Origin of the sequence: Pseudomonas lactucae (assembly GCF_036688725.1) — a bacterium.
GTDB classification, from domain to species: domain Bacteria; phylum Pseudomonadota; class Gammaproteobacteria; order Pseudomonadales; family Pseudomonadaceae; genus Aquipseudomonas; species Aquipseudomonas lactucae.
The window spans coordinates 212766-237358 of the sequence record NZ_JAQQPT010000001.1; the positions used below are offsets into that span (position 1 = coordinate 212766).

Genomic DNA, 24593 nt, shown 5'->3' on the forward strand with positions numbered 1-24593 from the left:
GTGAGCGAACTCATTCGCGTACCTGACATCGGCAGCGGTGAAGGTGAAGTAATCGAGCTGTTTGTGAAGGTCGGCGACAAAGTCGAAGCCGACCAGAGCATCCTGACCCTGGAATCGGACAAGGCGAGCATGGAAATCCCTGCTCCCAAGGCCGGCGTGGTCAAGAGCCTGAAAGTGAAGCTGGGCGACCGCCTGAAAGAAGGCGACGAATTGCTTGAGCTGGAAATCGAAGGTGCCGCCGATGCGGCGCCTGCGGCCGCCGCTCCTGCTGCCGCACCAGCACCTGTTGCTGAAAAACCTGCTGCCGAGGCCCCAGCCCCGGCCGCCGCACCTGCCGCCGCCACCGTCCAGGACATTCACGTCCCGGACATCGGTTCGTCAGGCAAGGCCAAGATCATCGAGTTGCTGGTCAAGGTCGGCGACACCGTCGAAGCCGACCAGTCGCTGATCACCCTGGAGTCCGACAAGGCCTCCATGGAAATCCCATCGCCGGCTGCCGGCGTGGTGGAAAGCATTGCAGTCAAGCTGGAAGACGAAGTCGGCACCGGTGACTTCATTCTCAAGCTGAAAGTACAAGGCGCTGCGCCTGCCGCGGCTCCCGCTCCGGCGGCGGCCAAGGCTGAAGCGGCGCCAGCGGCTCCAGCCGCTGCCGCCCCTGCGCCTGCTGCAAAAACCGAAGCCGCACCGGCCCCTGCCGCTCCAGCACCAAGCGGTGCCAAGGTTCACGCCGGCCCGGCTGTACGCCAACTGGCGCGTGAATTCGGCGTCGAGCTCAACGCTGTATCGGCCACTGGCCCACACGGTCGCGTGCTGAAAGAAGACGTGCAGGTCTACGTCAAAGCCATGATGCAGAAAGCCAAGGAAGCCCCGGCGGCCGGCGCTGCAACCGGCGGCTCGGGTATTCCGCCGATCCGCACCGTGGATTTCAGCCGCTTCGGCGAAACCGAAGAAGTGCCGATGACCCGCCTGATGCAAATCGGCGCGGCAGGCCTGCACGCCAGCTGGCTGAACATCCCGCACGTGACTCAGTTCGACCAGGCCGACATTACCGACCTGGAAGCTTTCCGCGTTGCGCAGAAAGCCGTGGCCGAAAAGGCTGGCGTGAAACTGACCGTACTGCCGCTGCTGCTCAAAGCCTGTGCGCACCTGCTCAAGGAGCTGCCGGACTTCAACAGTTCGCTGGCGCCAAGCGGCAAAGCGATCATTCGCAAGAAGTACGTGCACATCGGCTTTGCCGTCGACACCCCGGATGGCCTGCTGGTCCCGGTCATCAAGAACGTTGACCAGAAGAACCTGCTGCAACTGGCTGCCGAAGCGGCTGCGCTGGCTGCCAAGGCCCGCGACAAGAAGCTCACCCCGGACGACATGCAGGGCGCTTGCTTCACCATCTCCAGCCTCGGTCACATTGGCGGCACTGGCTTCACACCAATCGTCAACGCGCCGGAAGTGGCAATCCTGGGTGTATCCAAGGCCACCATCCAGCCTGTCTGGGACGGTAAAGCGTTCCAGCCGAAGCTGATGCTGCCTCTGTCGCTGTCCTACGATCACCGTGTGATCAACGGTGCGGCGGCTGCGCGCTTTACCCAGCGCCTGAGCCAACTGCTGAACGACATCCGCACCATCCTGCTGTAAGCAACTACGGGCCTCCCTTTCACCGGGGAGGCCCGGTTGCATCGATTTCCGAGCGCCACGCTCGTACCTCAACCCCGCCAATTGGCGGGGCTTTTTTTACTCTTTCAGCCACCAGAAACTGGACAAACCGAACAGGTTTGTACACCTTCTGTCAGCGCACCTACAGAAATCCCCCACGCGGCCGATAACACCCTTATAGCACTTAGCCTTCATCCTCTCTTGTCAGTCCGCGCTGCATGATGCAACCTTGCCGCAGGCAGCAGAAAAGAGGGCGTGAGCCCGGCGCCGTGCGCGTTATTTCAAGTGAGTTCCCCCCCATGAAAAGCCAGCCCGATGTCGCCCGAATGGCGGCCGAGGTAGTGACGCAGTTACCGGTGCCTTCGCGCCTCGGTATGCTGCGCTTCGAGCGGCTTAATGAGGCGAGCTGGGCCCTTCTTTACCTGGACCCCAATTGCGAGCGCCAATTCGGCCTGTCGGCGGTCGAGCTGTGCGCGCTGCTGGGCACACCCTACGCCAGCCTGATGGAGCCCCAGGCGCGCTATCAACTGCACGACACCATCCAGCAGCAACTGACCCAGAGCCCTCACTACCTGGTGCGCTACACCCTGCACACCAACGACGGCCCCCTGAGCCTGCTGGAAATGGGCGAGGCCTACAAACAACACAATCGCCATCTGCTGCGCGGCTACCTGATGGTGGTCGACGGCCTGTTCAGCGAATTGCCCTCGCCAGCTCCCACCGCGGACCTGGAGAACCAGAACAGCCGCCTGCAAATTGCCCTCGAACTCAACCAGCGCGCCCAGCGGGAACAGTTGCAGCACCTGGAACGGGTGCGCGCGCAGCAGGAGTTGATCCTCCTGCTGGCCCGCCAGCGCTACACCATAAACAATTCGCTGCAGGAAGCCGCCGAGCTGATTACCCGCAGCGCCTGCGACATCTACCAGATTGACTGCGCCAGCATCTGGAACCTCGAAGGCCAGCACCTGGTGCCGATCTCGGCGTACCACCGCGCCGACCAGAAATACCATCTGCCCGACGCCATCGATGCCAGCTGTTTCCCGGACTATCTGGAAGCCCTGCACGCCAGCCGCGCCATCGACGCCAACCATGCCCTGCGCGATCCGCGCACCCGGGAAATGGCCGAACACCTACGCGCCAAAGGCATCCACGCCGTGCTCGACGCGAGTATCCGCGTGGACGGCCATGTGGTCGGCGTGCTGTGCCTGGAACAAGCCGGCAGCCCACGCGACTGGCAGGCAGATGAAATTGCCTTTGCCGGCGAGCTGGCAGACCAGTTTGCGCAGGTGATCAACAATCACAACCGGCGCACCGCCACCAGCGCCCTGCACCTGTTCCAGCGTGCGGTGGAGCAAAGCGCCAACGCCTTTCTGCTGGTCAATTGCGACGGCGTGGTGGAGTACGTCAACCCGAGTTTCACCGCGATCACCCAGTACAGCGCCGAAGAAGTCCACGGCCACCGCCTGGCGCAATTACCGGCGCTGGAGAATCTCAGCGAACTGCTGTTCGACGCGCCGTCGAGCCTGGCCAAAAGCAACAGTTGGCAGGGTGAGTTCAAGAGTCGGCGTAAAAATCTGGAACCTTACTGGGGCCAGCTGTCGATCTCCAAGGTGTATGGCGATAACCGCGAGCTGACGCACTACATCGGCATCTACGAAGACATCACCCAGACCAAGCTGGCCCAGCAGCGCATAGAGCGTCTGGCCTATACCGACAACCTGACCAACCTGGGCAACCGTCCGGCGTTTATCCGCAACCTCGACGAACGCTTTGCCCGCGACAGCGACAGCCCGATCAGCCTGCTGCTGGTGGACATCGACAACTTCAAGCGCATCAACGACAGCCTCGGCCACCAGACCGGCGACAAGCTGCTGATCAGCCTGGCCCGACGCCTGCGCAACAGCCTGAGTACCGGCGGCAGCCTGGCGCGCTTTGCCAGTAATGAGTTTGCGGTGTTGCTCGACGACACCGACCTGGAAAGTGGCCAGCAAGTCGCCAGTCAACTGCTGGCGACCCTCGACAAGCCAATGTTCGTCGACAACCAATTGATCAGCGTCACCGGTTCCGTGGGCCTGGCCTGCGCACCGCTGCATGGCCGCGACCCGCAAACCCTGATGCGCAACGCCGGCCTGGCGCTGCATAAGGCCAAGGCCAACGGCAAACACCAGGTACAGGTGTTTACCGAAGCGCTGAACGCCGAGGCCAGCTACAAGCTGTTCGTGGAAAACAACCTGCGCCGCGCCCTCACCCAGAACGAGTTGGACGTGTTCTACCAGCCCAAGCTGTGCCTGCGCAGCGGCCGCTTGCTGGGCATGGAGGCGCTGCTGCGCTGGAACCACCCGGAGAAGGGCATGATCCGCCCCGACCAGTTCATCAGCGTGGCCGAAGAAACGGGCTTGATCATCCCCATCGGCAAATGGATCGCGCGCCAGGCCTGCCGCATGAGCAAGCGGCTAAGCGCCGCCGGCATGGGCAACCTGCAGGTGGCAATCAATCTGTCGCCCAAGCAGTTCTCCGACCCGGACCTGGTGGCGTCGATTGCCGCGATCCTCAAGGAAGAAGACCTGCCGGCGAACCTGCTCGAGCTGGAACTCACCGAAGGCCTGCTGCTGGAAGCCACGGAAGACACGCGCCTGCAACTGGACCAGTTGAAGAGCTTTGGCCTGACCCTGGCCATGGACGACTTCGGCACCGGTTACTCGTCGCTGAGCTACTTGAAAAAATTCCCCATCGACATCATTAAGATCGATCGAAGCTTTATCCATGAGATCCCGGACAACCAGGACGACATGGAAATCACCTCGGCCGTAATCGCCATGGCTCACAACCTCAAGCTCAAGGTCGTGGCCGAAGGCATTGAGACCGCCGAACAACTGGCGTTCCTGCGCCGGCATCGCTGTGACGTAGGCCAGGGCTACCTGTTCGACAGGCCAATCCCCGGCGCGGAGCTGCTGAAAATGCTCAAACGTTACCCGCGCGGGCCAATCGCCTGACAGCGCTGTAACACTCGGGCACACTGGTTGTCTGACTTTTACTGCTAACTCAACCTGACGAGAGGACTGATCATGGTCTTGCGCTCGGAAATTCTGGTGAACAAAAACGTGCTGCCTACTCAAGAACAAGCGCTGCCTGGGCGTGAAACGCCGATGACCCTGCCCGAAACGCACTTCGTCAACGGCAACCCGCTGCTGGGCCCGTTCCTCGACGACGTCGGTTTTGCGATCTTCGGCCTGGGCTGCTTCTGGGGCGCTGAGCGCAAATTCTGGGAGCGCGATGGCGTGGTCAGCACCGTGGTGGGTTACGCCGGCGGCTTCACGCCGAACCCGACCTACGAAGAAGTCTGCTCCGGCCTGACCGGTCATAGCGAAGTGGTGCTGGTGGTGTATGACCAGGCCAAGGTGAAATACGAAGACCTGTTGAAAATGTTCTGGGAACTGCACAACCCGACCCAGGGCATGCGCCAGGGCAACGATATCGGCAGCCAGTACCGCTCAGTGATTTATGCCACCACGCCGGAACAGTTGGCGGCGGCGAAGGCCAGTGCCGAGGCTTACCAGCAAGAACTGAGCAAGGCTGGCCTGGGCGAGATCACCACTGAAATAGACGAAGCACCGACGGTGTACTTCGCCGAGGCGTACCACCAGCAGTACCTGGCGAAGAATCCGCAGGGCTACTGCGGGATCGGCGGTACTGGCGTGACGTGCCCGATCTAAAGCCGACGCAAATCAAAATGTGGGAGGGGCGCCAGGCGTTATTCAGCGATCAACCAATCCATCTGCCACCCACCCTGGGTCTGGCCCAGCTTCCTGGACAGCCACGGCAGCAGCTCACGCAACTCCTCCTCCAGGCCCCACGGCGGGTTGGCAATCGCCAGGCCCGAGCCGGTCAGGGTGTTGGGCGTGTCCAGTGGATGCACCAGCAATTCCACCCTCAGCAATTTCGGCGCGCCGGTACCGGCCAGGTCCTGGTAGAAGCGGCGCAGCATGCGCTGGTCCTTCACCGGGTACCAGATCGCCGCGACGGTCTGGCGCATACGACTGACAGCCTCCTTGAGGGACGCGGCGCAACGCTGCATTTCGTCGAGCTTTTCGAACGGCGGGTCGATCAGCATCAACGCGCGTTTTTCCGGCACCGGCAACAAGGCGCGCGGCACATGCCAGCCTTCGCCCAGGTGCACCTTGACCCGGCGGTCGCCCTTCATGTTGTCCTTGAGCAGCACGCCGTCTTCGGGGTGTTTTTCATTGAGCAACACACGGTCTTGAGGACGCGTGAGGCGCCGCGCCAGCTCCGGCGAGCCTGGGTAGTAGCGCAACAGGCCATCCGGGTTCATCTCGTGCAGCACGCGCATGTAGTCGGCGGTCAACGGCGGCAGGTCGTCCTGATCCCACAGACGGGCGATGCCTTCGAGGTATTCACCCGTGCGGTTGGCCTGGTCGCCTTGCAGGTCATACAGACCGATCCCGGCATGGGTGTCGAGATAGGCGAACGGCTGCTCCTTGCGCGACATCAAGGCGATGAGGCGGGTCAAGGTCAGGTGTTTGAAGACATCGGCGTGGTTGCCGGCGTGAAAGGCGTGACGATAATTCATGGTTGCTCCTGCGCAGGGGGCGAAGTTTACCTTCTACACGGGCAAAGGTGCAGGGCTGCGTGTCGGGCGGTGCTTATGCCCTAAACACAGAAAGCCGGCTGAAAAAAATCTAAATGGCGGTGCCTGGGCGGATTTATTGTGGCCATCCATTCTCCAGGGAGGTCAACAACCATCATGAAAGACGCCACCATCGCGCTGCACCACGGCTTCAAGTCGGACCCGACCACCAAGGCCGTCGCGGTGCCGATCTACCAGAACGTCGCCTTCGAATTCGATAACGCCCAGCACGGTGCCGACCTGTTCAACCTCGACGTGCCCGGGAATATCTACACGCGCATCATGAACCCCACCAACGATGTGCTGGAGCAGCGCCTCGCCGCCCTCGAAGGCGGTATCGCAGGCCTGGCCGTGTCAGCCGGCAGCGCGGCGATCCACTATGCGATCCAGACCCTCACCCGGGCCGGCGACAACATCGTCACCACCCCGCAGCTCTACGGCGGCACCTACACCCTGTTCGCCCACCTGCTGCCCAGTTTTGGTGTGGATGTGCGTTTCGCCCGCGACGACTCGGCCGAGGCCATCGCTGAACTGATCGACGACAACACCAAGCTGGTGTACTGCGAAAGCATCGGCAACCCGGCGGGTAATATCGTCGACCTCGAAGCCTTGGCCAATGTAGCCCACGACCGTGGTGTGCCGTTGATGGTGGACAACACCGTGGCCACGCCGATCCTGTGCAAGCCGATCCAGTTCGGCGCCGACATCGTGGTGCATTCGGTGACCAAATACATCGGCGGCCATGGCAACTCCCTGGGCGGCGTGATCGTCGACAGCGGCACTTTCCCATGGGCCCAATACCCGGAGAAATTCCCCGGCCTCAACACCCCGGAGCCGGCCTATCACGGCGTGGTCTACACCGAAAAATTCGGCCCTGCCGCTTTCATCGCCCGTGCCCGCACCGTGCCGCTGCGCAACACGGGCGCGGCGCTGGCGCCGATGAATGCGTTCCTGCTGCTGCAAGGCCTGGAAACCCTGGCCCTGCGCATGGAACGCCACACCGAGAACGCGTTGAAGGTCGCGCAGTTCCTGCAAGGCCATACGGCCGTGGAATGGGTCAGCTACGCCGGGCTGCCGGACCACCCGCATCACGCACTGGCGCAAAAATATCTGCAGGGTAAACCCTCGGCGATCCTCTCCTTTGGCTTGAAGGGCGGCTTTGATGCCGGCGTGCGCTTCTACGATGCGCTGCAAATCTTCAAGCGCCTGGTGAATATCGGCGATGCCAAATCCCTGGCCTGCCACCCGGCGTCCACGACCCACCGGCAAATGAACGAGCAAGAGCAAGCCAAGGCCGGCGTGAAACCGGAGATGATTCGCCTCTCGGTGGGCATCGAGGCAATTGAAGACCTGATCGATGACCTGCAGCAGGCACTGGGCTCAACGCGACTCTGAGGCGAGGTAGTCGGCCAGGGTTCCATGACTGATAGCCGGCCTGCGCACAAAGTAGGCGACCTTATGCTGCAAGGTCGCCGGCGTGAACGCGGTGTACAGGTCGGGACGCTGCTCTTGCAGCCATTGCAGCAGATTGTCGATCAGGGTTTGCGGTGATTGCTCTGCCAGGTGTTCGAGTAACGATACGGGCACGTGCCACCAAGGGCTGGCCTTGGCCGCAGTGACTGGCGCCGTCGCCACCGTGAGTGGCCGGCCATTGATCAGGTAGCGTTGGAACATCGGCAACAACTCACCCGCCTCGTCGCCCAGGTGTTGCACGATCGGCAGAAATTGAGCCCCATCCCAGAAGCGTAAAAACACATCCTGTCCATCGGGAAGCAGCACCTTGGTCAGGCCTTGCAGGTGAGCAACGACGGTTTCCAGCGGACTGGACGATACCGCCAGCCAGCCCCAATCCGTGGCTTCAGTGGCTGCGACCCAGTCAAGGAAGGCACTGCCGGGCTCGACGATCCCCACGTAAGGCATCACCTCATCCCATTGTGCATAAGCTGTATCGGCCCAGATCGATTGGGGTGGCATTCCCGTTTCCGTGGTTTGCCAGGCGGCAAGCGGTGTGGCGTCGCTGGCACCGCTCAGCACCACAAAGAGCTTTTGATTGGGCAGCAAAGGCGACTGTGCAAGCCAGGCGCCGGGGGACAAGGGCTGAGACATCAAAGTAAATTCCTTTTAGGGTTGAATGGAATGGGGGAGATCGCACTGCCCGTTCTTACAGCGCTCGCACTCTTCGCAAAACGGCGCACTGCGCTTGAGGCTGGCCACCTGCACCCCACTCAACGGGGCAGGAATGACCGCCAGCAATTTTTCCTTCACTCCCGGCATCAACGGGGACGCGACTGGAGCCGGTGCGCTGCCCAGCTGAATCGGCACGCTGCTGAAGATCCCACCCGCCGACAGCGTGATCGACTGACCGCCAGCCTGAACCGTCACGCTGGCGCCCGCATCGATCACCACGCTTTGCCCGGCGCCGATCCGAATGGTCCGCCCGGCGCGCATCTGCTGCGAACCACCTACTACAAGGTGATCGTCCTGCTTGAGTTCGGTCAGGCGATTGCCATGGGTGATGCGCTGTTCTTCGCCCTGCAGTTCATGATGCGATTCACCGCCGACCCTCACCCGCCGCTGGTTATCGACCTGCACCTGCTGGTCACGCAACACATGCTGGGTCCAATCGCGCTGAGCACGCAGGTAGATTTCCTCAGCACCCTTACGATCTTCAATACGCAGCTCGTTATAGCCGCCACCACCGGGGCTGCTCTGACTGCGGAAAATGCTGCGGGTCTTGTCCGCCGGCAGATCGAGTGGCACGGCAGTGGCCGCGTTGGGCAGGCAACCCATCACCAGCGGCATGTCCAGGTCGCCATTGACGAAGCCCACCAATACCTCCATGCCGACCCGGGGAAGCAACACTGCGCCGTAACGATCATGCGCCCAACCGCTGGCAACTCTCAGCCAGCAACTGGAATGGTCGTTGCGCTCCCCGGCACGGTCCCAGGCCAATTGCACCTTGACCCGCCCGTACTCGTCGCAATGAATCTCGCTGCCCTGAGGCCCGGTGACCACCGCATTCTGATAACCCGAAAGGGTCGGTCGCGCCTGCTCGGGCATGGATGGACGAAAGATCACATCCCACGGCGCAGCGACGAACTCATTGCGATAGCCTTGACGAGAATCCCCACCGGCAACCTCGGTGACCGCCTCTTCCAATACCTGGGGTTGCCGGCCCTCGTGAGCAACATGGGTCACCAGCCACACGTCATTCCATTGCTCGCGCGGGTGCCCGGCCAGCCTGAGGAACCGCCCGCTGCTCAATGCAGGCTCATCACCGTTGCCACGGGCGATTCGATAGTCACTCCGACGTCGCTCCAGCCCCCGTTGCGCGAGATATTTGCCATGGGCGCGATCAGAAAAATGACCGGGGTACACCTGTTCTTCAAGCTGTGGCAACGGGTCGCCGGCAACGCCGCTCTCCAGCACCAGGTCAGGTTTACGAAAGTCGTAATCGCGCAGGCTGACGGCGGTCGCACGGGTTTCCAACTGCACCGCAAAACGTTTGATTGCCGGGGTATCCGCCACCATCCCGGAACCCGGCATGTAAGGGGTGGGCTGATCGGCCTGGGCAAATACCGTCTGGTCGTCCCCGAACACCAACCGGTGCCCATCGGGCGAATGCTGAAAGTGGTAATGAATGCCCAGCTCGGCACACAGCCGTTGAATGAACGCCAGATCGGTCTCGCCGAACTGCACGCAATATTCGCGCTCGGGGTAAGTACCGCTCAGGCGGAAATCGAATTGGTCACTCAGAATCCCCTGCTGCACCAGCACCTGCGCAACGATCTGCGGCACCGTCTTGTGCTGGAAAATCCGCTGGTGACTGCTGTGCATCAAGTACGCCAGCTGCGGCACAAGGCTGATCTGATAGCGGGTCAGGCGCCGCCCCGAGTCGCCCTGCGCTACGCGGTGGACCAGGCCATGCACACCATGGCCCTGATTATCGAAACCCAGGTAGACCTGGCGATGCAGCAAGCCGTCCAGATCAAGGTCAGGCTGTTCGCTGACCAGCTCCAGGTCAAAACGATAGGGTTGGCTGATGGCTTCGGTGCCTTGGAACTCAAAGACCTTGAGTTCGCTTGGCACACCGTCGAGGGTCAGGGTAAAGGCGCTTTGATTGGCAGGAGCGAACATCCGGTGTTTCTCTGCGAGGGGTGGGCGACAGATTCTGCCTCACGGCCGCGCCCCGCTGAGCACACCCCAGACAAATCAGTAAAACCCTACACGCAGGCGCCTGAATCTTCTTCAAGCCATTCCCAAATCACACCCAAAAAAAGGCCCGCCATCCGTAGGACGCGGGCCTTCTTTCAACTCAACCGGCACTTAACGCCCGGCGAATTACTTGTTGAGGTTGTAGTCTTTTTCCGCAGCATCAAAGCGCTCGACCATACCGGCCGTCGGTGCGCCCATCTTGCTCACGAAGTAGATCGCCAGGCTGGCGAAGATGAAGCCTGGGATGATTTCGTACAGGCCCAGCAGCGAGAAGTGTTTCCACACGATCACAGTGATCGCACCCACCAGGATACCGGCCAGCGCGCCGTTACGGGTCATGCCTTTCCAGATCACCGAGATCAGCACCACAGGGCCGAACGCAGCGCCGAAACCGGCCCAGGCGTAACTCACCAGGCCCAGCACGCGGTTTTCCGGGTTGGCGGCCATGGCGATGGCGATCAGGGCAACCACCAGCACCATCAGACGACCGACCCACACCAGCTCAAGCTGAGAGGCGTTCTTGCGCAGGAAGGCTTTGTAGAAGTCTTCGGTCAGAGCGCTGGAGCACACCAGCAACTGGCAGCTCAGGGTACTCATGACAGCCGCGAGGATAGCCGACAGCAGCACACCGGCGACCCATGGGTTGAAGAGGATTTTGGCCAGTTCGATAAACACACGCTCAGGGTTTTCGGTCACGGGACCTGCCACTTCCGGGTGCGCCGAGAAATAGGCGATACCGAAGAAACCTACCGCCACGGTACCGGCCAGGCACAAGATCATCCAGGTCATGGAGATACGACGCGCGTTGGCGATCGACTTGACCGAATCCGCCGCCATGAAACGCGCGAGGATATGCGGCTGGCCGAAGTAACCCAGGCCCCAACCCATCAGCGAGATGACGCCGATGAAGGTGGTGTTTTTCAGCATGTCGAAGCTGGTCGGGTCCTTGGCTTCAATCGCCAGGAACGTGGTGTCCACACCGCCGGTGGCCAGCAATACGATGATCGGCGTCAGGATCAGCGCGAAGATCATCAGCGTGGCTTGTACGGTGTCGGTCCAGCTCACGGCCAGGAAACCACCGATAAAGGTGTAGGCAATGGTCGCCGCAGCCCCCGCCCACAGCGCGGTCTCGTAGGACATGCCGAAGGTGCTTTCGAACAGGCGGGCGCCGGCCACGATGCCGGAAGCGCAGTAGATGGTGAAGAACACCAGGATCACGATGGCCGAAATGATCCGCAGCAGGCCGCTTTTATCTTCGAAACGGCTGGAGAAGTAGTCAGGCAGCGTCAGGGCGTCGCCGTTGTGCTCGGTCTGTACCCGCAGGCGACCGGCCACGAACAGCCAGTTGAGGTAGGCGCCGGCGATCAGGCCAATGGCGATCCAGCTTTCCGACAGGCCGGACATGTAGATCGCGCCCGGCAAGCCCATCAACAACCAGCCGCTCATGTCGGAAGCACCGGCGGACAAGGCTGTCACCACGCTACCGAGGCTGCGACCGCCAAGGATGTAATCGGAAAGGTTGTTGGTGGAGCGATAGGCCATCAAGCCGATCAACACCATTGCTGCGATATAGATCACGAACGTGATCAGGGTTGGGTTACTAACGCTCATAAGAGTGACGCCCTGGCATTGTTTTTATGTGGCAGCGGTCTGTCGGACGCCACCCACTGTATAGCTGGGTAAACGAACCTGCGTGCCGCGCATTTATGACTGACGTTTCCCCAGGAAAGCCGTCAGCCGATGAACCCCCCCGGCTTTCAGGATGGTTGCACCTTGGGCACGAATGCTATTCAACAAAGCAAATAAGGTGCAACCTGTTTCTTGCGAATAAGTTGCACCCGGATGTGAATTCGACCAAACGCTGTGTTTTTGCTCCTTTTCGGAGCAAGAACAGCCGATCTCAGAAGCAAACGCACCAGCGCAAAGCGTATTCCGCTGGCGGGAAATTTTTTTCGGATGAACGTCGAAAATTTCATGCATAAAAAAGGTTGCACCCGGTTGCACCTCTTCATGGGCAAAGCTAATCTTGCCGCCAGCTAATGCCACTCGGTAGTGGCACCCATGAGGATAAGAAAATGGCGACGACCACCCTTGGGGTCAAACTCGACGACCCGACCCGCGAACGCCTGAAGGCTGCCGCGACCTCCATTGATCGCACGCCGCACTGGCTGATCAAGCAGGCGATTTTCAATTACCTGGAGAAACTCGAGGGTGGTGCAACCCTGAACGAGCTCAATGGCTTGAGCAGCAAGGACGCCGACGATGCGGGCGAGGTCCAGGCCGACCATGCACACCAGTGCTTCCTTGAGTTCGCCGAGAGCATCCTGCCGCAATCGGTGCTCCGCGCCTCGATCACCGCCGCTTACCGCCGCCCGGAACCGGAAGTGGTGCCGATGCTGATCGAGCAGGCCCGCCTGCCGGCTCCAATGGCCGAAGCCACCAACAAGCTGGCCGCCACCATTGCCGAAAAACTGCGCAACCAGAAGAGCGCCGGCGGCCGTGCCGGTATTGTTCAGGGCCTGCTGCAGGAATTTTCCCTGTCATCCCAGGAAGGCGTGGCGCTGATGTGCCTGGCCGAAGCGCTGTTGCGCATCCCGGACAAGGGCACCCGCGACGCGCTGATCCGCGACAAGATCAGCACCGGCAACTGGCAGCCGCACCTGGGCAACAGCCCGTCGCTGTTCGTCAATGCCGCCACCTGGGGCCTGCTGCTGACCGGCAAACTGGTCGCCACGCACAACGAAGCAGGCTTGACCTCGTCCTTGAGCCGCATCATCGGCAAGAGCGGCGAGCCGATGATCCGCAAGGGCGTCGACATGGCCATGCGCCTGATGGGCGAGCAGTTCGTCACCGGCGAAACCATCGCCGAAGCCCTGGCCAATGCGAGCAAGTTTGAAGCCAAGGGCTTCCGCTATTCCTACGACATGCTCGGTGAAGCCGCGCTCACCGAACACGACGCCCAGAAGTACCTGGCCTCGTACGAACAAGCCATTCACTCCATCGGCAAAGCCTCCAATGGCCGTGGGATTTATGAAGGCCCGGGCATCTCCATCAAACTCTCGGCCCTGCACCCGCGTTACAGCCGCGCACAGTACGAACGCGTGATGGATGAGTTGTACCCGCGCCTGCTGTCCCTGACCCTGCTGGCCAAGCAATACGACATCGGCCTGAACATCGACGCCGAAGAAGCCGACCGCCTGGAACTGTCCCTGGACCTGCTCGAACGCCTGTGCTTCGAGCCGCAACTGACCGGCTGGAACGGCATCGGTTTCGTGATCCAGGCATACCAGAAGCGTTGCCCGTACGTGATCGACTATGTGATCGACCTGGCTCGCCGCAGCCGCCACCGCCTGATGATCCGCCTGGTAAAGGGCGCGTACTGGGACAGCGAAATCAAGCGCGCCCAGGTCGAAGGCCTGGAAGGCTACCCGGTCTATACCCGCAAGGTGTACACCGACGTGTCCTACATCGCCTGCGCACGCAAGCTGCTGTCGGTGCCGGAAGTCATCTACCCGCAGTTCGCCACGCACAACGCCCATACCCTGTCGGCCATCTACCATATCGCCGGTCAGAACTATTACCCCGGCCAGTACGAATTCCAATGCCTGCACGGCATGGGTGAGCCGTTGTACGAGCAGGTTGTAGGCAAGGTTTCCGAAGGTAAGCTGAACCGTCCGTGCCGCGTGTACGCACCGGTCGGCACCCACGAAACGCTGCTGGCGTACCTGGTACGTCGCCTGCTGGAAAACGGCGCCAACACCTCGTTCGTCAATCGTATCGCCGACCAATCCATCTCGATCCAGGAACTGGTGGCCGACCCGGTAGCCAGCATCGAGCAAATGGCCACGCAGGAAGGCGGCTTCGGCTTGCCACACCCGCGCATCCCATTGCCGCGCGACCTGTACGGCAGCGACCGCGCCAACTCGGCCGGTATCGACCTGGCCAACGAACACCGCTTGGCGTCGCTGTCCTGCGCCCTGCTGGCCACCGCTCACAACCATTGGAAAGCCGCGCCGATGCTTGGTTGCGACGCCAGCGAACAAGCGGCGACGCCAGTGCTGAACCCATCCGACCTGCGTGATGTGGTCGGCCAGGTACAGGAAGCCACCGTCGAAGACGTCGACAACGCGATCCAGTGCGCCATCAATGCGGGCCCGATCTGGCAGGCCACCCCGCCCGCCGAACGCGCCGCGATCCTGGAACGCGCCGCCGACCTGATGGAAGGCGAGATCCAGCCACTGATGGGCCTGTTGGCTCGCGAAGCCGGCAAGACCTTCGCCAACGCCATCGCCGAAGTGCGTGAAGCCGTGGACTTCCTGCGCTACTACGCGGTACAGGCACGCAACGATTTCACCAACGATGCCCACCGCCCGTTGGGCCCGGTGGTCTGCATCAGCCCGTGGAACTTCCCACTGGCGATTTTCAGCGGCCAGGTGGCGGCTGCGCTGGCGGCCGGCAACCCGGTATTGGCCAAGCCTGCCGAGCAAACCCCGCTGGTAGCGGCCCAGGCCGTGCGCATCCTGCTGGAAGCCGGCATTCCGGAAGGCGTGCTGCAACTGCTGCCGGGCCAGGGCGAAACCGTCGGTGCCCGCCTGGTGGGTGATGACCGCGTCAAAGGTGTGATGTTCACCGGCTCCACCGAGGTGGCGCGCCTGCTGCAACGCAATGTCGCCGGCCGCCTGGATGCACAGGGCCGTCCGATCCCGCTGATCGCCGAAACCGGCGGCCAGAACGCCATGATCGTGGACTCCTCGGCACTCACCGAACAAGTGGTCATCGACGTGGTGTCGTCGGCCTTCGACAGCGCCGGCCAGCGTTGCTCGGCCCTGCGTGTGCTGTGCCTGCAGGAAGATTCGGCCGACCGCGTCATCGAAATGCTCAAGGGCGCCATGGCTGAATGCCGCCTGGGCAACCCGGAGCGCCTGTCGGTAGACATCGGCCCGGTGATCGACGCCGAAGCCAAGGCCGGCATCGAGAAACACATCCAGGCCATGCGCGACAAAGGCCGCAACGTTTACCAAGTGGCGATTGCCGACGGTGAAGAGATCAAGCGCGGCACCTTCGTCATGCCAACCCTGATCGAACTGGAAAGCTTCGACGAGCTGCAACGCGAGATCTTCGGCCCGGTGCTGCACGTGGTGCGCTACAAGCGTAAAGAGATCGACCAGTTGATCGGCCAGATCAATGCGTCCGGCTATGGCCTGACCCTGGGCGTGCATACCCGCATCGACGAGACCATCGCCAAGGTGATCGACAACGTCAATGCCGGCAACGTCTACGTCAACCGCAACATTGTTGGGGCCGTGGTCGGCGTGCAGCCGTTCGGCGGCGAAGGCCTGTCGGGCACGGGTCCGAAAGCCGGTGGTCCGCTGTACCTGTACCGCCTGCTGTCGACCCGTCCTACCGATGCGATCGAGCAATCCTTCGTACGCGGCGACAAACTGGCCGCTCCGGACGTGCGCCTGCGCGACGCCATGAGCCAACCGCTGACCGCCCTGAAAACCTGGGCCGACAGCAATAAGTTCAGCGAGCTGAGCGCCCTGTGCACTCAATTCGCCGCGCAATCGCAAAGCGGTATCACCCGCCAACTGGCCGGCCCGACCGGCGAGCGCAACAGCTACGCCATCCTGCCCCGCGAGCACGTGCTGTGCCTGGCGGAAGTGGAAGGCGACCTGTTGACCCAACTGGCCGCGGTGTTGGCGGTCGGTGGCTCAGCGGTATGGCCGGAAACCGACCTGACCAAGGCAGTGTTCCCACGCCTGCCGAAGGAGATTCAGGCGAAGATCCAGCGCGTGGCCGATTGGACCAAGGACGAGGTGGTGTTCGACGCCGTCCTGCACCACGGCGATTCCGACCAACTGCGCGCGGTGTGCAAACAAGTGGCCCAGCGTGGCGGTGCGATTGTTGGCGTGCATGGTTTGTCGCAAGGTGAGACAGCGATTGCACTGGAGCGCCTGGTGATTGAGCGGGCGTTGAGTGTTAACACGGCGGCAGCGGGTGGTAACGCCAGCCTGATGACCATCGGTTAAGCAGCAGCGGCAAGTTTTAGGCTACAAGCTGCAAGTAAAAGCATCGCGCTCTTACTTGTAGCTTGAAGCTTGCAACTTGTGCCGCCCCATCACCCCCATCTATCTTCCTTCCCCGTTTTTATTAGCGCTCCTAGACTGCGGCATACTTTTCTAAAGGTAATCCGCCATGTCCGAGACGCTGCTCAGTTCCCGCAATCTGGCTTTCGAGCTGTACGAAGTCCTCGATGCCGAGGGCCTGACCCAGCGCGAACGGTTTGCCGAGCACAACCGCGAAACCTTCGATGCGGCCATCAGCACCGCGCGCTCCATCGCCGAAAAGTACTTCGCGCCGCACAACCGCAAGAACGACGAAAATGAACCGCGCTACGAGGACGGCAAGGCCCTTCTGATTCCTGAGGTCAAGCCGGCCGTGGATGCGTTTCTGGAAGCGGGTTTCCTCAACGCTGCGCGCAGTTTCGACGCGGGCGGCATGCAGTTGCCCACCCTGCTGTCCCAGGCGTGTTTCGCACACTTCCAATCAGCCAACGCGGCGTCCACGTCCTACCCGTTCCTGACCATGGGCGCGGCCAACCTGATCGAAAGCTTCGGCACCGAAGAGCAGAAACAGCGCTTCCTGCAACCGATGATCGACGGTCGCTTCTTCGGCACCATGGCCCTGACCGAGCCCCACGCGGGCTCATCCCTGTCGGATATTCGTACACGCGCAGAACCTGCGGCTGACGGCACCTATCGGCTCAAGGGCAACAAGATCTTCATCTCCGGCGGCGACCATCCGCTATCGGAAAACATCGTGCACATGGTGTTGGCCAAACTGCCGGATGCACCGGCCGGGGTGAAGGGTATCTCGCTGTTTATCGTGCCCAAGTTTCTGGTCAATGATGACGGCAGCCTCGGCGCGCGCAACGATGTGCTGCTGGCCGGGCTGTTTCACAAGATGGGCTGGCGGGGCACCACGTCCACCGCGCTGAATTTCGGCGATAACGGTAACTGCGTCGGCTATCTGGTGGGCAAGCCGCATCAGGGCCTGAGCTGCATGTTCCAGATGATGAACGAGGCACGTATCGGCGTCGGCATGGGTGCGGTGATGCTCGGTTATGCCGGCTATCTGTATTCTTTGGAATACGCCCGCGAACGCCCGCAAGGCCGCCTGCCCGACAGCAAGGACCCCGCCACCGCGCCGGTGTCGATCATCCAGCACGCCGATATCAAACGCATGCTGCTCACGCAAAAAGCCTACGTGGAGGGCGCCTTCGACCTGGGCCTGTACGCCGCACGGCTGTTCGACGACACCACCACGCTGGACACCGAAACCGAGCGCAAGCAGGCCCACGAACTGCTCGACCTGCTCACGCCCATCGTCAAATCCTGGCCGTCCGAGTTCTGCCTCAAGGCCAACGAACTGGCGATCCAGATCCTCGGCGGCCACGGCTACACCCGAGAATACCCGGTGGAGCAGTACTACCGTGACAACCGCCTGAACCCCATTCATGAAGGCACTCACGGCATCCAGTCCCTGGACCTGCTCGGGCGCAAACTGGCGCAGAACGGTGGCGCGGGGCTCAAGCAACTGATCCGCCTGATCGCCGAAACCGCTGCGCGGGCACAGAAATACCCATCACTCACAGCCTTGAGAACACCTCTGGAACAGTTGGTGGCGCGCCTGCAGGACGTCACACTGGGACTGCTGACGGATCTCGCCCAAGGCCAGGTCAACAGCAGCCTGGCGAACTCGGCGCTGTATCTGAAGGTGTTCGGGCACACTGTGATTGGCTGGCGCTGGCTGGAACAGGCAATTCACGCCGAAGAAGGGCTGGCCTTGGGCAATGCGGCGGATGTGGCCTTTTATAAAGGCAAACTCCAGGCCGCCCGTTACTTCCTGACCTGGGAAGTACCGGGCTGCCATCATGAACTGGCGATTCTGGAGGCACGTGATGATACGTGCCTGGGGATGCAGGATGCGTGGTTCTAAGGCTGGATCGCCTTGGAAATCACTTCGACCGTGGCGCTGACTTGCTCTTGGTAACGGTCGAGTTCCTGTTGATGGGCCTGCTGCATTTCGATCTGCTCGGCGCACAGGTTCAGCGCCGCCAGCACCAGTAATTTGTCACCGATCAGGGTCGGGTACTTTTTCTTGGTGGTGGCCAGGGAAGCCTTGAGCATGGTCACGGCGTGCATCAGGGTTTTATCTTCCCCGACCGGCGCCTTGATCGAGTAATCCTCTCCGAGAATCGAAACGACCTTTATCCCTTCATTCATGCGCTGACAGGACCTGCGCTCACGCGCTCAACCAACGCCTGAATACGCGCCGCGGTGGCGCCGTGCTTCTCTTCCTGTTCCATCAGGCTCAGTTGCAGGCTGTCGTTCTCATCCTTGGCGCTGGCGAGTTCGGCCTTGAGGGATTGATTGGCGCCCAACAGGTCCTGGTTTTGCTGTACCAGGTCGTTGACCAGTTGTTCCAATTGGCTGAGGGATGCTTCTAACATTTTGATTTCTCTGGCTTTTTCAAAGGGCGGTGACGATAAAGAAAAATCACCTCGGATGCCAGGGTTATCCCCGGCGCGCGGCCCGCTTTTTAAGGGCCGGGCCACACTTTCGAGCCTTAGTGACTGCATTTCCCCCATCTGGTTCCTGAAACCGTAAAACCCCTGGTCGGGCGCTTGCGTCTCCAACTGACTGTACTCAGTTAAAAATGTGCCAGAGGGCCTTGCCCCTCCCACATTTGGATCCATGCGAATCAGGAAAAGCTTTTTGACAGCGCAGCAATTCAACAGGTTAGAATCGCTGGCACGCAGACTGCATGGTCAGCCTGCGCCCTGTCTTGTTTGCTTATGGAGTACTGCCTTTGAATGCGACGACCATCAACAGCCTGTTCTTGATCGGCGCGTTGCTGGTGAGTGCGAGCATTCTGGTGAGTTCTCTTTCGTCGCGCCTGGGCATCCCGATCCTGGTGATCATCCTGGGCGTGGGCATGCTGGCCGGTGTCGATGGTGGCGGCATCATCTTCGATAACTACCCGACCGCTTACCTGGTGGGCAACCTGGCACTGGCCGTGATTTTGCTCGACGGCGGCTTGCGCACCCGGGTAGCGAGTTTTCGCGTGGCGCTCTGGCCGGCGTTGTCGCTGGCCACGGTGGGGGTGTTGATTACCACCGGCCTCACCGGCATGGCGGCGGCGTGGCTGTTTAATCTCAACATCATCCAGGGTTTGCTGATCGGCGCCATCGTCGGCTCCACCGACGCCGCGGCGGTGTTCTCGCTGCTCGGCGGCAAGGGCCTGAACGAACGGGTCAGCGCCAGCCTGGAAATTGAATCCGGCAGCAACGACCCGATGGCGGTGTTCCTCACCGTGACCCTGATCGACATGCTCGCCAGCGGCCAGACCGGCCTGCACTGGAGCCTGCTGACCCATCTGGTGCGCGAATTCGGCATCGGCGGCATCGTCGGCCTCGGCGGCGGCTGGTTGATGCTGCAGATGGTCAACCGCATCAATCTGGCCAACGGTCTCTACCCGATCCTGGTGATCGCCGGCGGCCTGTTCGTGTTCGCCCTGACCAACGCCCTGCACGGCAGCGGCTTCCTCGCCGTGTACCTGTGCGGCCTGGTGATCGGCAACCGCCCGGTGCGCAGCCGTCATGGCATTTTGCATATGCTCGACGGCATGGCCTGGCTCGCGCAGATCGGCATGTTCCTGGTGCTGGGCCTGCTGGTCACCCCCCATGATTTGCTGCCAATCGCCCTGCCGGCGCTGGGCCTGGCGCTGTGGATGATTCTGTTTGCGCGACCGCTGTCGGTACTGGTCGGCCTGCTGCCATTCAAAGCGTTCCACGGCCGCGAAAAAGCCTTTATCGCCTGGGTCGGCCTGCGCGGCGCGGTGCCGATCATTCTGGCAGTGTTCCCGCTGATGGCCGGGCTGCCCCATGCACAGCTGTATTTCAACCTGGCATTCTTTATCGTGCTGGTGTCACTGCTGGTGCAGGGCACAAGCCTGCCGTGGGTGGCGAAGTTGTTGAAGGTCACGGTACCGCCGGACCCCGCGCCGATCTCCCGCTCCGCCCTGGAAGTGCATGTCACCAGTGAGTGGGAACTGTTCGTCTACCGCCTGGGCGCGGAAAAATGGTGCATCGGCGCGGCCCTGCGCGAGCTGAAAATGCCCGAAGGCACGCGTATCGCCGCCCTGTTCCGTGGTCAGCAACTGCTCCATCCGTCGGGTAGTACGGTGCTGGAAGTCGACGATCTGCTCTGCGTGATCGGCCACGAACACAACCTGCCGGCCCTGGGCAAACTGTTCAGCCAGGCACCGCAACGCGGCCTCGATCTGCGCTTCTTCGGCGACTTCGTCCTCGAAGGCGACGCCCAGCTGGGCGCGGTGTCGGCATTGTATGGCCTCAAGCTCGAAGGGATCGACCCGGACATGCCGTTGAGCCGTTTCATCACCCAGAAAGTTGGCGGCGCGCCGGTGGTCGGCGACCAGGTGGAGTGGAACAACACCATCTGGACCGTCGCGGTCATGGACGGGAACAAGATCGGCAAAGTGGGCGTCAGATTCCCCGAAGGAAGTCGCCCGGGCCCCGGACTCTTCCTCTAAACTGCGGAGCGACGCCACGCTCCCGACTCTTCACCTTGCTCAATCGGTCTCTATGCCAACCCTGCGCACATTTCTCGCCACCGCCCTGCTGGGCCTGACTCTCTGTGTCGGCAACGTCTACGCCGCCGACCCGCCCAGCGCCGACGCCATCCAGCAAACCCTGGACAAGCTGCCCGACCGCAAACTGCCCGACGCCGACATGAAGGCGCTGCAAACCATCCTGCAGCAGACCCTGACGTACCTGGGCAACCAGCAGGATTACGAACAGCGTCTCGCCGACGTCAAGCGCCAGCTGGAAGATGCCCCGCGCCAGACCAGCGAAAACCAGCGCGAGCTGACCCGGCTCAAGGCCACCAAAGTCATCCCGGTAGCCCAGCGTTACGCGACGCTGCCGATACCGCAGCTGGAACAACTGCTGGTGCAGCGCAGCACCCAGCAAGGCGACCTGCAAAAAGAGCTGGCCGACGCCAACAGCATGACCATCGCCGCGCAGACCCGCCCCGAGCGTGCGCAGACCGAAATCAGCAGCAGCCAGGCGCGCATCCTGCAGATCAACGCGACCCTCAAGGCCGGCAAGGACAATGGCAAAACCCTCAGCGGCGACCAACGCAACCAGTTGAACGCCGAGCTGGCAGCCCTCAACGCCTTGATCCCGCTGCGCCGCCAGGAACTGGCCGGCAACAGTCAACTGCAAGACCTGGGCAACAGCCAGCACGACCTGATCCAGGAAAAAGCCGCGCGCCTGGAACAAGAGATCCAGGACCTGCAAAACCTGATCAACCAGAAACGCCTGGCCCAGTCCCAGCAGACAGTCACGCAGCAGTCCATCGAGGCGCAGAAGTCCGGCGGCAGCGCCATCCTGGCCACGGAAAGCGCAGAGAACCTGAAGCTCTCCGACTACCTGCTCAAAAGCACCGACCGGCTCAACGAGCTGACCCAGAAAAACCTGCAGACCAAGCAGCAACTGGACACGGTGACCCAGAACGACGCGGCACTGGACGACCAGATCAACGTGCTCAGGGGCAGCCTGCTGCTCTCCAAGATTCTGTATAAGCAAAAACAGGCACTGCCGCGCCTCACGGTGGATCGCGACCTGGCCGACGACATCGCCAACATTCGCCTGTACCAGTTCGAGGTCAACCAGAAACGCGAGTTGATCAGCTCCCCCAGCGCTTATGTGGATAACCTGCTGGCCAACCAGCCGCCGGATGACGTGACCCCGCAACTGCGCCGCACCTTGCTGGAACTGGCGATTACCCGCAGTGACTTGCTGGAGCGCCTGAGCCGTGAGCTGAGCGCGCTGCTCAACGAATCCATCACCCTGCAACTGAACCAGAAACAACTGCTGAGCACCGCCACCACCCTGCGCGCGACGCTCGATGAACAGATGTTCTGGATCCCCAGCAACAAGCCGCTGGACACAGAATGGCTGGAAACGGTGCCGGCGCATCTGAGCAAGCAAGTCACCAGCCTGCCGTGGGCCTCCAGCGTCAGCGAACTGTATGACGGCCTCACCCAGCGCCCGCTGCTGTTCCTGCCGTTGCTGCTGTTGATCGGCGCCCTGCTGTGGCGACGCAAGGCGCTGTACCAGCGGTTGAGCAAGGTTCACCTGGACATCGGCCACTTCAAGCGCGACAGCCAGTGGCACACGCCGCAGGCCATCCTGATCAATATCCTGCTGGCCCTGCCGGTGTCCCTGGGCCTGGCCTTGTGCGGCTATGCGCTGCAGATCGACGCCCGCGGGCAAAACGCCAACCTGGGTTCCGCCCTGCTGCAACTGGCCCAGGCGTGGCTGGTGTTCTACACCGCCTACCGGATTCTCGCCCCAGGTGGCGTGGCCGAACTGCATTTTCGCTGGGAAAAACCCCAGGTTGAATTCCTCCAGGGCTGGGTGCGCAAGCTCGGGCTGGTGGTACTGGCCCTGGTCGCCGTGGTGGCGGTTGCCGAGCATCAGCCGGCGGCGCTGGCCGATGACGTGCTGGGCATCGGCGTGGTGCTGACCTGTTATGCGCTGATGGCTTGGCTGCTGGGCCGCCTGTTGCTGAACAGCCCTACCCACGAAAAAGCCTCACTGTTTCGTAAAGCCATGGGCCTGCTGTTTACCGCGCTGCCCGTCGCACTGTTTATCGCCGTGTGCTTCGGCTACTACTACACCGCTCTCAAGCTCAGCGACCGTCTGATCAACACCCTGTACCTGCTGATGTTCTGGCTGGTGGCCGAAGCCACCTTCGTGCGCTGGCTGAGCGTCGCCGCACGGCGCCTGGCCTACGCGCGCGCCCTGGCCAAACGCCAGGCAGCCAAGGAAGCCGGTGAAGGTGAAGCAGTGGTTGAAGAACCGACCCTGGACATCGAAAAGGTCAATGAACAATCCTTGCGCCTGATCCGCCTGGCCCTGCTCGGCGGTTTTATCGCCGCGCTGTACTGGGTGTGGTCGGACCTGATCTCAGTGTTTTCCTACCTGGATAACGTCACGCTGTACGAATACACCAGCGGTACCGGTGCGAATATCAGCATGGTGCCCATCAGCATCGGCGACTTTCTGGGCGCGCTGATCATCATCGGCATCACCTTCGCCCTGGCGCGCAACCTGCCCGGCTTGCTGGAAGTGCTGGTGCTGTCCAAGCTCGACCTGGCCCAGGGCAGCGCCTACGCCACCACCACGTTGCTGTCCTACGTGATTGCCGGCGTGGGTTTTGTGTCCACGCTGTCCACCCTCGGCGTGAGCTGGGACAAGTTGCAATGGCTGGTGGCCGCGCTGTCGGTGGGCCTGGGCTTCGGCATGCAGGAGATCTTCGCCAACTTCATCTCCGGCATCATGATCCTGTTCGAACGCCCGGTGCGTATCGGCGACACCATCACCATCGGCAACCTGTCGGGCACGGTGAGCAAGATCCGCATCCGCGCCACCACCATCACCGACTTCGACCGCAAGGACATTATTGTCCCGAACAAGACGTTCATTACCGGGCAACTGATCAACTGGTCGCTGACCGACACCATCACCCGCGTCACCCTCAAACTCGGCGTGGATTACGGCTCCGACCTGGACCTGGTGAAGGAATTGTTGCTCAAGGCTGCCAGGGAAAACCCACGGGTGCTCAAAGACCCCGAGCCTCACGTGTACTTCCTCAACTTCGGCGAAAGCACCCTCGACCACGAACTGCGCATGCACGTACGTGACCTGGGTGACCGCAACCCGGTGCTGGACGAGGTCAACCGCTACATCAACCGTGAATTCAAGAAGCAGCACATCAACATCTCGTTCCGACAGATGGAGGTGTACCTCAAGAACATGCACGGCCAAGAGTACAAACTGGTCCCGGTCGAGGATGATCGCAAGACCATCGCCGGCCCCACCCAGGAGCAGGACGCACCCGAACCGCCTGCCGGAAAAGTCGCGGATGCACCGGAGCCACCACCGAGCAAACTCGACTAACGCGCCTATCCCCAGCAGAATGCTCGGACATTC

15 protein-coding genes are annotated in these 24593 nt (G+C 61.7%); 8 read left to right on the forward strand and 7 right to left on the reverse strand.

Annotated features, from left to right (window positions below; all coding sequences use genetic code 11):
* The 3 genes from aceF to msrA all read left to right on the forward strand — a co-directional run bounded on the left by aceF (window position 1) and on the right by msrA (window position 5363).
* Window positions 1-1632, forward strand: coding sequence for a dihydrolipoyllysine-residue acetyltransferase (aceF, locus tag V6M90_RS00940; protein ID WP_003171280.1), 1632 nt, complete (start codon window positions 1-3; stop codon window positions 1630-1632).
* A 317-nt stretch (window positions 1633-1949) separates the two neighbouring features.
* On the forward strand, window positions 1950-4643 hold the full coding sequence (locus tag V6M90_RS00945; protein WP_003171279.1) for a putative bifunctional diguanylate cyclase/phosphodiesterase: 2694 nt from the start codon (window positions 1950-1952) through the stop codon (window positions 4641-4643).
* A 72-nt stretch (window positions 4644-4715) separates the two neighbouring features.
* Window positions 4716-5363, forward strand: a complete 648-nt coding sequence (gene msrA / locus V6M90_RS00950; RefSeq protein WP_003171278.1) for a peptide-methionine (S)-S-oxide reductase MsrA — start codon at window positions 4716-4718, stop codon at window positions 5361-5363.
* A gap of 38 nt (window positions 5364-5401) precedes the next feature.
* Here msrA and V6M90_RS00955 read toward each other — a convergent pair whose 3' ends face one another.
* Window positions 5402-6238: a 23S rRNA (adenine(2030)-N(6))-methyltransferase RlmJ gene (locus tag V6M90_RS00955; RefSeq protein WP_141063051.1), complete on the reverse strand. Its 837-nt coding sequence runs from the start codon at window positions 6236-6238 to the stop codon at window positions 5402-5404.
* A gap of 174 nt (window positions 6239-6412) precedes the next feature.
* On the opposite strand from V6M90_RS00955, the gene V6M90_RS00960 reads away from it, so the two are divergent.
* Window positions 6413-7690, forward strand: a complete 1278-nt coding sequence (locus tag V6M90_RS00960; protein WP_003171275.1) for an O-acetylhomoserine aminocarboxypropyltransferase/cysteine synthase family protein — start codon at window positions 6413-6415, stop codon at window positions 7688-7690.
* On the opposite strand, the gene V6M90_RS00965 is transcribed toward V6M90_RS00960, so the two are convergent.
* From V6M90_RS00965 to V6M90_RS00980, 4 genes are all read right to left on the reverse strand, one after another.
* Entirely contained in the window at window positions 7676-8401 is a 726-nt protein-coding gene (locus tag V6M90_RS00965) for a DUF4123 domain-containing protein (protein ID WP_332845957.1), read from the reverse strand. The genes V6M90_RS00960 and V6M90_RS00965 overlap by 15 nt on opposite strands.
* Window positions 8402-8416: 15 nt before the next feature.
* A complete protein-coding gene (locus V6M90_RS00970; protein ID WP_003171273.1) occupies window positions 8417-10432 on the reverse strand; it encodes a type VI secretion system Vgr family protein in 2016 nt (671 codons plus the stop codon).
* A gap of 204 nt (window positions 10433-10636) precedes the next feature.
* Window positions 10637-12121, reverse strand: a complete 1485-nt coding sequence (putP, locus tag V6M90_RS00975; RefSeq protein ID WP_003171272.1) for a sodium/proline symporter PutP — start codon at window positions 12119-12121, stop codon at window positions 10637-10639.
* A gap of 93 nt (window positions 12122-12214) precedes the next feature.
* Window positions 12215-12556 carry a hypothetical protein gene (locus V6M90_RS00980; protein WP_332845958.1) on the reverse strand — a complete coding sequence of 114 codons (342 nt, stop codon included), beginning with the start codon at window positions 12554-12556 and terminating at the stop codon, window positions 12215-12217.
* Between the two features lie 29 nt (window positions 12557-12585).
* On the opposite strand from V6M90_RS00980, the gene putA reads away from it, so the two are divergent.
* Both putA and V6M90_RS00990 read left to right on the forward strand, forming a co-directional pair.
* Window positions 12586-16539, forward strand: coding sequence for a trifunctional transcriptional regulator/proline dehydrogenase/L-glutamate gamma-semialdehyde dehydrogenase (gene putA / locus V6M90_RS00985; protein ID WP_141063054.1), 3954 nt, complete (start codon window positions 12586-12588; stop codon window positions 16537-16539).
* 166 nt (window positions 16540-16705) lie between these two features.
* The gene (locus tag V6M90_RS00990; protein ID WP_003171270.1) at window positions 16706-18508 is read left to right on the forward strand and encodes an acyl-CoA dehydrogenase; all 1803 of its coding nucleotides are present in this window, start codon (window positions 16706-16708) and stop codon (window positions 18506-18508) included.
* On the opposite strand, the gene V6M90_RS00995 is transcribed toward V6M90_RS00990, so the two are convergent.
* Both V6M90_RS00995 and V6M90_RS01000 read right to left on the reverse strand, forming a co-directional pair.
* Entirely contained in the window at window positions 18505-18795 is a 291-nt protein-coding gene (locus tag V6M90_RS00995; RefSeq protein ID WP_003171269.1) for a cell division protein ZapA, read from the reverse strand. The two genes, V6M90_RS00990 and V6M90_RS00995, sit on opposite strands and share 4 nt — an antisense overlap.
* Window positions 18792-19022, reverse strand: a complete 231-nt coding sequence (locus V6M90_RS01000) for a hypothetical protein (RefSeq protein WP_042944076.1) — start codon at window positions 19020-19022, stop codon at window positions 18792-18794. Before V6M90_RS01000 ends, V6M90_RS00995 begins: the two co-directional genes overlap by 4 nt.
* A gap of 359 nt (window positions 19023-19381) precedes the next feature.
* Here V6M90_RS01000 and V6M90_RS01005 point away from each other — a divergent pair, with 359 nt between their 5' ends.
* Window positions 19382-21124 (forward strand): potassium/proton antiporter, encoded by a 1743-nt coding sequence (locus V6M90_RS01005; protein WP_078823016.1) that lies wholly within the window; start codon window positions 19382-19384, stop codon window positions 21122-21124.
* Window positions 21125-21176: 52 nt separating this feature from the next.
* Window positions 21177-24560 carry a mechanosensitive channel MscK gene (mscK, locus tag V6M90_RS01010; RefSeq protein ID WP_141063056.1) on the forward strand — a complete coding sequence of 1128 codons (3384 nt, stop codon included), beginning with the start codon at window positions 21177-21179 and terminating at the stop codon, window positions 24558-24560.
* Window positions 24561-24593: the final 33 nt, after the last annotated feature.